This is a genomic window from Duganella lactea, assembly GCF_009857505.1.
Lineage (GTDB): Bacteria > Pseudomonadota > Gammaproteobacteria > Burkholderiales > Burkholderiaceae_D > Rugamonas > Rugamonas lactea.
The window spans coordinates 28,723-41,363 of sequence record NZ_WWCP01000016.1; the positions used below are offsets into that span (position 1 = coordinate 28,723).

At 63.9% G+C, this 12,641-nt stretch carries 11 protein-coding genes; 9 read left to right on the forward strand and 2 right to left on the reverse strand.

The genetic code is table 11. The annotated features are described in order from the left end of the window. Window positions 1-80 precede the first annotated feature (80 nt). From mpl to corA, 8 genes are all read left to right on the forward strand, one after another. Window positions 81-1,445, forward strand: coding sequence for a UDP-N-acetylmuramate:L-alanyl-gamma-D-glutamyl-meso-diaminopimelate ligase (mpl, locus tag GTP44_RS14405; RefSeq protein ID WP_161019969.1), 1,365 nt, complete (start codon window positions 81-83; stop codon window positions 1,443-1,445). Then, entirely contained in the window at window positions 1,445-2,023 is a 579-nt protein-coding gene (locus GTP44_RS14410; protein WP_161019970.1) for a YqiA/YcfP family alpha/beta fold hydrolase, read from the forward strand. The genes mpl and GTP44_RS14410 overlap by 1 nt, the downstream gene beginning before the upstream one ends. Next, on the forward strand, window positions 2,020-2,613 hold the full coding sequence (locus tag GTP44_RS14415; RefSeq protein WP_161019971.1) for a chorismate--pyruvate lyase family protein: 594 nt from the start codon (window positions 2,020-2,022) through the stop codon (window positions 2,611-2,613). The genes GTP44_RS14410 and GTP44_RS14415 overlap by 4 nt, the downstream gene beginning before the upstream one ends. Next, complete coding sequence (locus tag GTP44_RS14420; protein ID WP_161019972.1) at window positions 2,610-4,637, forward strand: RNB domain-containing ribonuclease; 2,028 nt, start codon at window positions 2,610-2,612, stop codon at window positions 4,635-4,637. Before GTP44_RS14415 ends, GTP44_RS14420 begins: the two co-directional genes overlap by 4 nt. Before the next feature lie 62 nt (window positions 4,638-4,699). After that, complete coding sequence (locus GTP44_RS14425) at window positions 4,700-5,587, forward strand: energy transducer TonB (RefSeq protein ID WP_160992112.1); 888 nt, start codon at window positions 4,700-4,702, stop codon at window positions 5,585-5,587. A gap of 4 nt (window positions 5,588-5,591) precedes the next feature. Then, window positions 5,592-6,410, forward strand: coding sequence for a shikimate dehydrogenase (gene aroE, locus GTP44_RS14430; RefSeq protein WP_161019973.1), 819 nt, complete (start codon window positions 5,592-5,594; stop codon window positions 6,408-6,410). Continuing rightward, a complete protein-coding gene (mtgA, locus tag GTP44_RS14435) occupies window positions 6,407-7,123 on the forward strand; it encodes a monofunctional biosynthetic peptidoglycan transglycosylase (RefSeq protein WP_161019974.1) in 717 nt (238 codons plus the stop codon). The genes aroE and mtgA overlap by 4 nt, the downstream gene beginning before the upstream one ends. Window positions 7,124-7,172: 49 nt before the next feature. After that, a complete protein-coding gene (gene corA / locus GTP44_RS14440; RefSeq protein ID WP_160992115.1) occupies window positions 7,173-8,138 on the forward strand; it encodes a magnesium/cobalt transporter CorA in 966 nt (321 codons plus the stop codon). A 21-nt stretch (window positions 8,139-8,159) separates the two neighbouring features. On the opposite strand, the gene GTP44_RS14445 is transcribed toward corA, so the two are convergent. Both GTP44_RS14445 and GTP44_RS14450 read right to left on the reverse strand, forming a co-directional pair. Next, complete coding sequence (locus GTP44_RS14445; protein WP_161019975.1) at window positions 8,160-9,713, reverse strand: methyl-accepting chemotaxis protein; 1,554 nt, start codon at window positions 9,711-9,713, stop codon at window positions 8,160-8,162. A 147-nt stretch (window positions 9,714-9,860) separates the two neighbouring features. Next, on the reverse strand, window positions 9,861-10,604 hold the full coding sequence (locus GTP44_RS14450; RefSeq protein WP_202412898.1) for a GAF domain-containing protein: 744 nt from the start codon (window positions 10,602-10,604) through the stop codon (window positions 9,861-9,863). 301 nt (window positions 10,605-10,905) lie between these two features. On the opposite strand from GTP44_RS14450, the gene GTP44_RS14455 reads away from it, so the two are divergent. Next, on the forward strand, window positions 10,906-12,636 hold the full coding sequence (locus tag GTP44_RS14455; protein ID WP_161019976.1) for an ABC transporter permease: 1,731 nt from the start codon (window positions 10,906-10,908) through the stop codon (window positions 12,634-12,636). Window positions 12,637-12,641: the final 5 nt, after the last annotated feature.

Here is a 12,641-nt window from a genome sequence, read left to right on the forward strand (position 1 = left end):
AAATCGCGTATTCGGTTTCGCCCGCGCCGCCTCCCGCGTCCGTGCCGGTGGCGATGGCGTTCACACTTTGTCTTAATATTATGCACATTCACATCCTCGGTATTTGCGGCACCTTCATGGGCGGCCTGGCCGTTCTGGCGAAAGAAGCGGGCCACCGCGTCACCGGTTGCGACGCCAATGTTTATCCGCCGATGAGCACCCAGCTGGAAGCGCAGGGCATCGAACTGATCACCGGCTACGACCCGGAACAGATCGACCTCAAGCCTGACCTGTACGTCATCGGCAACGTGGTCACGCGCGGCAACCCGCTGATCGAGGAAATCATGAACCGCGGCCTGCCGTTCGTTTCCGGCCCGCAGTGGATCGGCGACCATATATTAAGAGACAAATGGGTGTTGGCCGTGGCCGGCACGCACGGCAAGACCACCACCACCGCCATGCTGACCTGGATACTGGAAGACGCCGGCTACGCGCCCGGCTTCCTGATCGGCGGCGTGCCGAAGAACTTCGGCGTCTCGGCCCGCATGCAGGGTGACAAGGATTCGATCTTCTTTGTCATCGAAGCGGACGAGTACGACACCGCCTTCTTCGACAAGCGCAGCAAGTTCGTGCACTACCACGCCAAGACCGCCATCCTGAACAACCTGGAATACGATCACGCCGACATTTTCCCCGATCTGCACGCGATCGAAACCCAATTCCATCATCTGGTGCGCACCGTGCCGGGTATCGGCCGGGTCATTTACAACGGCGACGAGGAACCGCTGCAACGCGTGCTCAAGCGTGGCTGCTGGAGCGAGAAGGAAGGCTTCGGCCGCGGCGAAGGCACGGATTGGGCGCTGAACGAATACGATGACGGCACGTTCGATGTGATTTTCCAGGGCGAAGTACAGGGCCGCGTCACCTGGTCGCTGACCGGCAAGCATAACCGCGCCAACGCGCTGGCCGCGATTGCCGCCGCCCGCCATGTCGGCGTGCCGATCGCGCAGGCCGCCAAATCGCTGGCCAGCTTCGAGAACGTCAAGCGCCGCATGGAAGTGCGTGGCGTGGTCAACCACATCACCGTCTACGACGACTTCGCCCACCACCCGACCGCTATCGCCACCACCGTCGGCGGCCTGCGCCAGAAGCTGGGCAAGGACCGCCGCATCCTCGCCGTGCTGGAACCGCGCTCCAACACCATGAAGCTGGGCACGATGAAAGACGCGCTGCCGGGCAGCCTGAGCGACGCCGACCTGGTATTCGGCTTCGGCAGCGAGCAAGCCTTGGGCTGGCACCTGGGCCAGGCGCTGTCGCCACTCGGCGCAACCGCCAGCGCCTATGACGACATCGACGCGCTGGTGGCCGCCGTGGCCAAGGCCGCGCGGCCCGGCGACCATATTATTGTGATGAGCAACGGCGGCTTCGGCGGCGTGCACGACAAAATCCTGAAAGCGCTGGCGTAATGATTCTGTATCTGCACGGCTTCCGCTCCTCGCCGCAATCGATGAAGGCGCGCGTGGTCGGCGCGCGCATGGCGGCGCTGGGATTGTCCGATCAATTATTATCGCCGCAGCTGCCGGCCTCGCCCAAGCTGGCGATCGAACTGGCGCTGGCGCTGGTGAAGGACGTGCCGGCAGGCGAGCTGAGCATCATCGGCTCGTCGCTGGGCGGTTACTATGCGACCTGGCTGGCCGAGCGCATCGGCTGCAAGGCGGTGCTGGTCAATCCGGCCATCGTGCCGCGCGTGAATCTGGACCAGCATGTCGGCGTGACCACGCAATACCACTCGGACGAGCCGTTCGAATTCAAGCCCGAATATATCGACGAGCTGCACGTGCTGGAAGTGCCGAAGATCAGCCGGCCGGAGCGCTATTTCCTGCTGGCCGCCACCGGCGACGAGGTGCTGGATTACCGCGACATGGTGGCCCACTACCAGGGCGCGCGCCAGCATGTGATCCAGGGCGGCGACCATGCGATTTCCGCGTTCCCCGACTATGTGGACGAAGTACTGGCCTTCTGCGGCATCGAGGCACGCTCTTGAGCGCGCGGCCGCGCGGCGCCTCGCTGCGGCAGGCGCAGTGGCAGCCGCATGTGCTGGCGTTGAACGCGCCGGCCGCCTACGTGCCGTGGCTGACGGCCGGCGGTTCGCTGACTGCGCGGCTGAAAGCGCACAGCGACAGTTTCCGCATCCAATGTCTGCATCAGCGCATTGAGCGCTGCCTCGGCGACGAGGCGGTGGCGATCGGTATGCATCGTCCCGGCCGGGTGTGGGAAAGGGAAGTGCTGCTGAGATGTGATAATACGCCTGCGGTGTTCGGCCACACGGTGGTGCCGATGTCGGCCAACGCCGCCGATTGGCCGCTGTTCAGCACGCTGGGCGAGCGCTCGCTGGGCAGCACGCTGTTTGGCGATCCGCTGGTCCGGCGCGGTGTGTTGGAATTTGCAAGATTGCGCGAAGGGCATCCTTTGGCGCAACGCGCGCGCGCCGCCCTCGGGGCGAACGCGCCGCGGGATCAAATATTGTATGCCCGGCGCTGTCTATATCAGCGCCGGCAAGGTACGCTGCTGGTGACGGAAGTTTTCCTGCCCTCGGTGCTGGAACTGATTAAAACGAATGACAATAAACGATGAATGTATTTTTTGAAGAATCCGGCGATTTCAAAGTCGGCAGCGTAATGACCCAAGCCGGCGAGGCCTATCAGGTGGAGATGGCCAGCGGCAAGCGCACCAAGGTCAAGACCAAGGACGTGCTGCTGCAGTTCGAGAAGCCGGCGCCGGGCGAGCTGATGGAGCAGGCCAAGGCCATCTCCGCCGAGATCGACCTGGAATTCCTGTGGGAAGTCGCCGGCGAGGAAGAGTTCGGCTTTGCCGAGCTCGGCGCGGAATACTTCGGCCACGCGCCGCAGCCGGCCGAAGCGGCCGGCCTGATTCTGAGCCTGCATTCGTCGCCGGTGTATTTCTATAAAAAGGGCCGTGGCCGCTACAAGGCCGCGCCCGAGCCAGCGCTGCGCGCCGCGCTGGCCGGCATCGAGAAGAAGAAACAGCAGGCGCTGGTGCAGGCCGGCTATGTCGAACAGCTGAAAGCCAAGCAGTTGCCGGAATCGATGCAGAACATCGTGCTGCAACTGTTGTTCAAGCCGGACAAGAATTCGATCGAATACAAGGCGCTGGACGCCGCCTGCACCGAACTGCACACCAATCCGCAGCGCCTGATGCTGGCGGTCGGCGGCGTGCAGTCGCCCAAGGCGCTGCACATGGCCAAGTTCCTGTTTGAGAATTTCCCGAAAGGCGCCGGCTTCCCGGACGTGCCGGTGCCGTCGGCGCCGGCCAACCTGCCGGTGGCCCAGGTGGCAGCGTTCTCGATCGACGACGTGACCACCACCGAGATCGACGACGCGTTCTCGGTCACCAGGCTGGACGACGGCAACGTCAAGATCGGCATCCACATCGCCGCGCCGGGCCTGGGCATCAAGCCGGACGACGCGGTCGACAAGCTGGCGCGCGCCCGCATGTCCACCGTCTACATGCCGGGCGACAAAATCACCATGCTGCCGGATAACATCGTCGAGGCGTTCACGCTGGCCGAGGGCAAGACTTGCCCGGCGCTGTCGCTGTACGCCACGCTGAACCCGGCCGACTGGTCGGTGCTGGCCACCGAAACTCGCGCCGAGATGGTGCCGATCGCCAACAACCTGCGTCACAACGATCTGGACGATCTGGTCAACGAAGAGACGCTGGCCAGCGGCGCGGGCGACTATCCACGCAAGGAAGAGCTGGGCCTGATCTGGCAATGGGCGCAGGTGCTGGAGGCGGCGCGCATGGTCAAGCGCGAGGGGTTCGGCCTGAAGCCGGAGCAGAACAACCGCGTCGATTTCAACTTCTACGTGGAAGACGATGTGGTCACCGTCAGCCGCCGCAAGCGCGGCGCGCCGCTGGACAAGATCGTCGCCGAGCTGATGATCTTCGCCAACAGCACCTGGGGCAAGCTGATGCATGACAACGGCGTGCCGGGCATTTATCGCAGCCAGGGCCGTGGCGTCGGCGGCTGGAACGCCAAGATGCAGGTGCGCATGCTGACGCACGCGGCGCCGCACGAGGGCCTGGGTGTGGATCAGTACGCGTGGAGCACGTCGCCGCTGCGCCGTTACACCGATCTGGTCAACCAATGGCAGATTCTGGCCTGCGCCGAGAAGGGCGTGATGGCGCCGCTGGTCGCGCACTTCAAGCACAAGGATGCCGGCCTGTTCGCGATTGTGTCGCAGTTTGACGCCGCCTATGGCGCTTACGCGGATCACCAGGCGAACATGGAACGCTACTGGTGCCTGCGCTGGCTGGGGCAGGAGAATGCGCGTCAGGTGGAGGCGGTGGTGCTGAAGGACGAGGTGCTGCGCTTGACCGACATTCCGCTGATCATCCGTCTGCCGGGCATGCCGTCGGTGGCGCGTGGCGCGCAGGTCAAGCTGGACATCCTGCGCTGGGACGAGGTGGATCTGACCATCGAGGCGCGCCTCCTGGAAATCCCGACCGACGCGGCGCCAGCCGACGTCGACTTCGAGGACGACGTGGAAGACGCGCCGGAAGAGTCGGTCGATGCGCCGGAAGTGGCGGTCGAAGTGGCGGCGGAAGCCACCACCGAACCGCCGGCGGCGGCCTAACCGTCACGTCTGCGCAGGAATTGACGTGTAGAATTTGAGCATGTTTTCCATCCGGCCACCGCGTGAAATCTTTTAAAGAAAATCGCCTGCTGTACCTCGCCATCGGCCTTTCGCTGGTGGCGCATGCCGTCATGCTGGCGGTGCGCTTTGTCGCGCCGACGCCGGCGCCGGTGCAGGCGGCCGATCCGGGACTGGAAGTCATCCTCGTCAACGCCAAGCACAACAAGGCGCCGCTGAAGGCCGACGCCGTCGCCCAGGCCAATCTGGACGGCGGCGGCACGGTCGACAAGGGCCGCGCCAAGTCGCCGATGCCGGACATGCGCAAGACCGAAAACGGCGACAGCGTGCAAGCCAACAAGCGCCGCATCGCCGAACTGGAAGAGCGCCAGAAACAACTGATGACGCAGGTGAACGGCTCGTCGAGGCTGACCGCGCCGCCGGTCACCGAGAAACTGACACCGGACCCGACGCCCACCGGCGTCGATCTGCTGGAATCGAGCAAGGCCATCGCCCGCCGCGTGGCGGAAATCAGCGAGACCATCGAAGACCAGAACAAGCGGCCGAAGAAAACCCTGATCACGCCGAGCACGCGCGAGGCCGGCTACGCGATCTATTACAAGACCATGCAGAAGCGCATCGAGGATATCGGCACGCTGAACTTCCCGAACGTGAACGGGCGCAAGCTGTACGGCCAATTGACGTTGTCGATCCCGGTGTTCCAGGACGGCAGCATTTATGAAAAAGAAGGCGGCATCAAGGTCGAGCGCAGTTCCGGCAATCCGGCGCTGGATGAGGCCGCGATGCGCATCGTGCGCCGCTCGGCGCCGTTCGGCAAATTTCCGCCGAACATGCTGTCGAGGGATAAGGATGATTTGTGGGTGATCATCACCACCTTCAAATTCACCCGCGAAGACAAACTACAAGCCGATATGAGCGGCGGAGGACGATAACCATATGGACCGCTACTGCGTGTTCGGCAACCCGATTGCCCATAGCAAATCACCGGAGATCCATGCCGCGTTCGCGGCGCAGACCGGCCAGCACCTGCAATATGAACGCCGCCTGGCGCCGCTGGACGGCTTCGCCGACGCGGTGCGCGCCTTCATCGCCGAAGGCGGCAAGGGCGCCAACGTGACGGTGCCGTTCAAGCTGGAGGCGGTCAAGCTGGCGCAGGCGCTGACCATCCGCGCGCGCGCCGCCGGCGCGGTCAACACGCTGGTGTTCAGCGACGACGGCATCATCGGTGACAACACCGACGGCGCCGGGCTGGTGGCCGATATCGTCAACAACGCCGGCGTGCCGCTCGCCGGCAAGCGCGTGCTGCTGCTGGGCGCGGGCGGCGCGGCGCGCGGCGTGGTGCTGCCGCTGCTGGAGCATCGCCCGGCACAACTGGTGATCGCCAACCGCACCGTCGCCAGGGCTGAAGCGCTGGTCGGGCAGTTTGCCGCGCTGGGCGGCGAGGGCGTGGTGTCGGCGTGTGGCTTCGACGGCATCGAAGGTGACTACGACGTCATCATCAACGGCACGGCGGCCAGCCTGAGCGCCGAACTGCCGCCGATTTCGCCATCAGTCTTCGCGCCCGGATGCCTGGCTTTGGACATGATGTACGCAGCCTCCCCCACGGTATTCTTGCAGTTCGCTGGCCGGCACGGCGCACAGTTGCGCGATGGCTTGGGCATGCTGGTCGAGCAGGCCGCCGAAGCCTTCAAGCTGTGGCGCGACGTGCAGCCGGCGACGGGCGAGGTGTTGCAGACGCTGCGTGCCAAGCTATGAAAAAATCCTCCGGCAAATCCTCCGGCAAATGGCGTTGGGTGAAGTGGCTGTTCATCCTGCCGCTGCTGCTGTTTCTGGCGGTGCAGCTGTATTTCTTCCTGCAGATCTGGTGGTGGGTCGACCACAACCCGAGCATGACCAGCTTCATGCGCGAGCAGCAGGCGGCGCTGCAGGAGAAGAACCCCAAGGCCAACATCCAGCAGGCGTGGGTGCCGTACAACCGCATCTCGAATAACCTCAAGCGCGCCATCATCGCCTCGGAAGACGCCAACTTCTCCGAGCACGAGGGCGTGGACTTGGAGGCGCTGCAAAAGGCCTACGAGAAGAACAACAAGAAGAAAAAAGTGGTGGCGGGCGGTTCGACCATTACCCAGCAGTTAGCCAAGAATCTGTTCCTGTCCGGCTCGCGCAGCTATCTGCGCAAGGGTCAGGAGCTGATCATCACCTACATGCTGGAAACGCTGATGGACAAGGAGCGCATCTTCGAGATCTACCTGAACGTGGTGGAATTCGGCACCGGCACCTTTGGCGCCGAGGCGGCGGCACGCCATTACTACGGCGTCAGCGCCGCCAATCTGAGCGCGATGCAGGCGGCCAAACTGGCGGTGATGTTGCCCAATCCGCGGTATTTCGACAAACACCGCGACTCCAACTATCTGGCCCGCCGCACCGGCGTGATTTTGCGCCGCATGGGCTCCGCCGATCTACCTTAAACCGGGCTTTGCGGGTACACTTGCGCTGTTTCCAAAAGCGCGTGTACCCATGATCAATGTTTTCGTTCTTCAGAATGGCCGGCTGAACCAGGTTCCCATCGACACGCGCGAAGACCTGGAAAAGGTCGAGCCCGTGTGGGTTGACCTGACCGATCCGACCGATGCGGAACGCGCCTGGGTACGCACGATCTACGGCGTGATCCTGCCGGGCGAGGACGAGGTCAAGGACATCGAGGCGTCGGCCCGCTATTACGAGGCGGAAAACGGCGACCTGCACCTGCGCACCGACTTCCTGCTGGAAGAGGAGGACGGCCCGTCGCGCATCGTGACGGTGGCGTTCATCCTGGCGCGCAAGATTCTGTTCTCGGTCCATACCGATGATTTGCCGGTGTTCCGCCTGGTGCGCATGCGCGCGCGTTCGCGTCCGGGCTCGATCGCCGATTACATGGACGTGCTGCTGGACCTGTACGCCACCGACGCCGAGTATTCGGCGGACGCGCTGGAAGGCATTTATCAGCAGCTGGAGGAAGTCAGCGGCCGCGTGCTGCAGAAAGAATTCACCGACCAGGACGCGGCCGCCGCGCTGAACGCCATCGCCCACGAGGAAGACTTGAACGGCCGTATCCGTCGCAACATGATGGACACGCGGCGCGCGGTCAGCTTCCTGATGCGCGGCCGGCTGCTCAACTCCGACCAGTTCGAGGAAGCGCGCCAGATTCTGCGCGACATCGAATCGCTGGACGGCCACACGTCCTTCCTGTTCGACAAGATCAACTTCCTGATGGACGCCACGGTCGGTTTCATCAACATTAACCAGAACAAGATCATCAAGATCTTCTCGGTGGCCTCGGTGGCCTTCCTGCCGCCAACGCTGATCGCCTCGATCTACGGCATGAACTTCAAGTGGCTGCCGGAGCTGGAGTGGCCGCTGGGCTACCCCTTCGCCCTGGTCCTGATGCTGGCCAGCGCGATCGCCCCGTTCCTGTACTTCCGCCATCGCGGCTGGCTCAAATAAGCGCAGCCGCCGCCCGCGCGCTCAGGCGCGGGTGAGCTTGAACAGGTCGACCACATGAGACAGTCCCGTCGCCTGCTCCTGCATTGCCAGCGCGGCGGCCGAGGCTTCCTCCACCAGCGCCATATTCTGCTGCGTCATGCCGTCCATGTCGCCGATGGCCACGCTGACATCCTCGATGCCGGCGCTTTGTTCGGTGCTGGCCACGCTGATCTCACCCATGATCTCGGTCACGCGTTTAACGCTGGCCACCACCTCATGCATGGTGCTGCCTGCCTTGTTCACCAGTTCCGAGCCGGAGCCAACCTTGGCCACCGAGTCGTCGATCAGGACCTTGATTTCCTTGGCCGCCGCCGCCGAACGCTGGGCCAGGCTGCGCACTTCGGCCGCCACCACGGCAAAGCCGCGGCCCTGGTCGCCGGCACGCGCCGCCTCGACGGCGGCGTTCAGCGCCAGGATGTTGGTCTGGAAGGCAATACCGTTGATGACCGAAATAATCTCAACGATTTGCTTGGAGGCGGCGTTGATCGATTCCATGGTCGCCGTCACCTGTTGCATCACCGCGCCGCCCTGTTCGGACACCTGCGAGGCCGACTGTGCCAGCGCATTGGCCTGCTGCGCATTGCTGGCGTTCTGTTTCACGGTGGAGGTCAGCTCCTCCATCGCCGACGCCACTTTTTCCAGCGCCGACGCTTGCTGGCCGGTGCGGGCCGACAGGTCTTCGTTGCCTTGAGCGATTTCCGTCGAGGCGGAGTTGATCGCTTCCGTCCCCTGGCGTACCTGGCCGACGATGGACGACAGGCTGTCGCGCATGGTCTTGATGGCAAACAGCAGGCTGCTCGCGTCGCCCGGCACGACCACCACCTCGGTGGCCAGATCGCCGTGCGAAATGCGGTTGGCGATATCGGTGGCGTAGGCCGGTTCGCCGCCCAGTTGCTTGAGCAGGCCGCGCTTGATCAGCGTGGCGATGAGCAGACTCAGTACGAAGGCCGTGACCGCCAGCACCAGCGTCCACACACGGGCTGAGCTGGCGCTGGCTTCCGACAGCTCGGTGGCGTCAGCCATTTGGCGCTGGGTCTTTTGCAACACCACCGCCATGTCGGCCACGATCTGCCGGCGCAGCGGGCTGCAATCGTTGACCAGGAATTTGCCGAACTCCTCCATCTTGCCCGCTTCGCGCAGCCGGCGCGGCTGCTTGAGCGCCTCGGCCATGGCCAGCAGGCCGCGCTTGACCTTGTCGAAATCGGCGTCCCCGGCAAACGCCGGCGACATCTGCTCCAGGGCCGCCAGATAGATGGCTTTTTGTTCATCGACGATCGCCAGTTCCCTGGCCGCTTGCGCCGCGTCGCTGAAGATGTAGGCATTGCGCGCGCCCAAGCCGGTCTGCGCCAGCGCTTCCCGTGCCTGATAGAGCGGGGTGAGGCGCTGCTCGGCGATCGCGTTTTGCTGCTGGAACGCCGCGCCGATCGACGTCACGCCCATCAGTGATACTGCCGCCAGCAGCAGCAGCAGGGCGGTGACCATGCCGAAGCCCAGCGTTAGTTGGGTACCGATTTTTTGCTTGAACAGGAAGTGCATTTTATTTGCCTTTAATTGGGTTGGCGAGACTATGAGCGCGCAGCGGGGCGCTTGCAGTCAGGCCCGGCAGGGGCGGACTGCTGACATAAGAGGGGAATGCGCGCTGCGCCGGCAGGGGTTGAGGCGGCGTAGCGTGACCGGCCGTTACTACTCGGCGCGGCGCTTGATTTCTTCTGAGGCCAGGGCCGTCAGTTCACGCAGGGCGCGCACTTCACGCTCCCTGAGTTTGCGCGGTTCGGTGTCCAGTACGCACAAGGTACCGACCGGCTGGTCGGCCGCGCCGAGCAGGGGAAAACCGGCATAAAAACGGATGTGCGGCGCGCCGGTCACCAGTGGATTGTCGCGGAAGCGCGGGTCGGCCAGCGCGTCCTCGACCATGAACAAGCCCTGCTGAAGAATCGCGTGGCTGCAGAACGCCCAGGCGCGCGGCGTTTCGCTGGCGTCCACGCCGATGCGCGACTTGAACCATTGGCGCTCGGCGGTGAGCAGACTGATCAGCGCCATCGGCGCCTCCGTCACCTGGCTGGCGAGCCAGGTCAGGCGGTCGAACGCCGGCTCGGCCGGGGTGTCGACCAGGCCCGAGGCGTCGAGCGCCAACAGGCGCGCCGCCTCGTCGCGCGGCGCCGGATAGGGCGGTCTGTCGATCGGCATGAATTCCTTGCTGCTGGCGACATCGCCGGGCTGCGCGGTGGCGGCCGGCGACGTGCTGGCGGCACGCTCGCCGATCAGCCTTTGCACCGCGCTGAGCCGCACGCGCCGGTGACCGCCCGGCGTTTTCCACGAAGGGATGGCGCCATTCTCGATCCACTGCTGGGCGGTGCTGACCGCCACGCCCAGCATTGCGGCTGCGGCACGGGTGGTCAGCACAGTGTCTTCATCGGATGGGATCATGGTGGTGCGCGCTCGTTAGGGGTTCCTATTGAACGCAATTATACATAAATTTCCGATTGGAAATAATTTATGTGATGGATTTGACGCTTTGATGGTGGTTTTTTTTGAGTTTTAGCTGGTTGAGATGACTTTGTTGTAAATATTCGTCATTTTCATCAAATGCGCGGGTGTGTAGCGATCAATAGCTTTCGCGTCCGTAATATATTGGAAGCAATAATCTATTAGAATGGCGGCCAGCGCCACGCGCTCCCTTCCTGCGCTCCACGCGGCCGCTCTTCGCCGCGCCCGAGAAAGACATACGATGAACAAGAAACGGCAATTTTTCCCACGCCAGGTGGTGGAAGCCGGCGGTAACCGCTGGGACTGGGCGCTGCTGCCCATCGTGTTGGCGGTCTTTGTGCTGATGGCCTACGGCAGCCAGCAGATGGCGCGCCCGTATGAACTCGGCCAGGCGCTGCCGCTGTCGCTCGACCCGTCCAATCTGCCGTACTACCTGCTGCGCACCACGCTGCGCATGTTCATCGCGCTCGGCGCCTCGGTGATTTTCAGTTGTGTGTTCGCGGCGCTGGCCACCAAGTACCGCACCGCTGAAAAAGTCATGGTGCCGATGCTCGACATATTGCAGTCGATCCCGATTCTCGGTTTCCTGTCGATCACGGTGACCGCCTTTATCGCGCTGTTCCCCGGCAACCTGCTGGGCGTGGAGTGCGCCGCCATCTTCGCCATCTTTACCTCGCAAGCGTGGAATATGGCGTTTTCCGCCTACCAGGGCTTCCGCACCGTGCCGGCCGAATTGTCCGAGGCGGCGCAGGTATTCCAGCTGTCGGGCTGGCAGCGCTTCTGGCGCCTGGAGCTGCCGTATGCGATGCCGGGCCTGCTGTGGAACATGATGATGTCGATGTCCGGCGGCTGGTTCTTCGTGGTGGCGTCGGAGGCCATCGTGGTGTCCAACCAGACCATCAAGCTGCCCGGCATGGGCTCCTACATCGCGCTGGCGATCGAGCAGAGCGACCTGGGGGCGATCGGCTGGGCCATCTTCGCCATGTTCATCGCGGTGCTGGCCTACGACCAGCTGTTCTTCCGCCCGCTGCTGGCGTGGGCCGACAAGTTCCGCTTCGAGGAAACCGGCAGCGACACGGCGCAATCGTCATGGCTGCTGACCTGGCTGCGCCGCACCGACCGCACGCAACAGCTGGTCGAGTGGTTCGGCCACCAGCTGTCGCGCTCCATCGCCGTGTTCCGGCTGTCGCATGACGGCACCTCGATCCGCGCCCGGCGCGACCAGCCGTCGATGGTGCCGGAGCGCGTGTGGGACGCGGTGATCGCCGCCGTGATGTTCTACGCGTTGTGGAGTCTGGTCCACTTCATCCGCACCGAGGTCGGTTGGGGCGAAGTCGGGCATGTGCTGATGCTGGGCTTTTACACCATGCTGCGCGTGGTGGTGCTGCTGGCGCTGGCCGCCCTGGTCTGGGTGCCGGTGGGGATCTGGATCGGCATGAATCCGCGCTGGGCCTCGCGCACGCAGGCCGTGGCGCAGTTCCTGGCGGCGTTCCCGGCCAACCTGGTGTTCCCGGTGGCGGTAATCCTGATCGTGCGCTACCACCTGAACCCGGACATCTGGCTGTCGCCGTTGATGATCCTTGGCACCCAATGGTATTTGCTGTTCAACGTGATCGCCGGCGCCTCGACGATTCCGACCGAGCTGCGTCACGCGGCCAAGAACTTCGGCCTGACCGGCTGGCTCAAATGGCGCCGCTACCTGCTGCCGGCCATCTTCCCCAGCTTCGTCACCGGGGCGATCACGGCGTCGGGCGGCTCGTGGAACGCCGCCATCGTGTCCGAATTCGTCAGCTGGGGCCCGACCACGCTGAAGGCGCACGGCATCGGCAGCTATATCCAGGAGATGACCGTGGCCGGCGACTTCCCGCGCATCGCGCTGGGCATCGGCATCATGTGTATTTTCGTGATGGGCTTTAACCACTTCGTCTGGCGCCGTTTGTACACCCTGGCCGAAAGCCGGCTGCATTTCTAGGAACC

Coding starts and splice junctions, on each gene's coding strand:
- mpl (WP_161019969.1), top strand. CDS start 81: ATGCACATTCACATCCTCGGTATTTGCGGCACCTTCATGGGCGGCCTG.
- GTP44_RS14410 (WP_161019970.1), top strand. CDS start 1,445: ATGATTCTGTATCTGCACGGCTTCCGCTCCTCGCCGCAATCGATGAAG.
- GTP44_RS14420 (WP_161019972.1), top strand. CDS start 2,610: ATGAATGTATTTTTTGAAGAATCCGGCGATTTCAAAGTCGGCAGCGTA.
- aroE (WP_161019973.1), top strand. CDS start 5,592: ATGGACCGCTACTGCGTGTTCGGCAACCCGATTGCCCATAGCAAATCA.
- mtgA (WP_161019974.1), top strand. CDS start 6,407: ATGAAAAAATCCTCCGGCAAATCCTCCGGCAAATGGCGTTGGGTGAAG.
- corA (WP_160992115.1), top strand. CDS start 7,173: ATGATCAATGTTTTCGTTCTTCAGAATGGCCGGCTGAACCAGGTTCCC.
- GTP44_RS14445 (WP_161019975.1), bottom strand. CDS start 9,713: ATGCACTTCCTGTTCAAGCAAAAAATCGGTACCCAACTAACGCTGGGC.
- GTP44_RS14450 (WP_202412898.1), bottom strand. CDS start 10,604: ATGATCCCATCCGATGAAGACACTGTGCTGACCACCCGTGCCGCAGCC.
- GTP44_RS14455 (WP_161019976.1), top strand. CDS start 10,906: ATGAACAAGAAACGGCAATTTTTCCCACGCCAGGTGGTGGAAGCCGGC.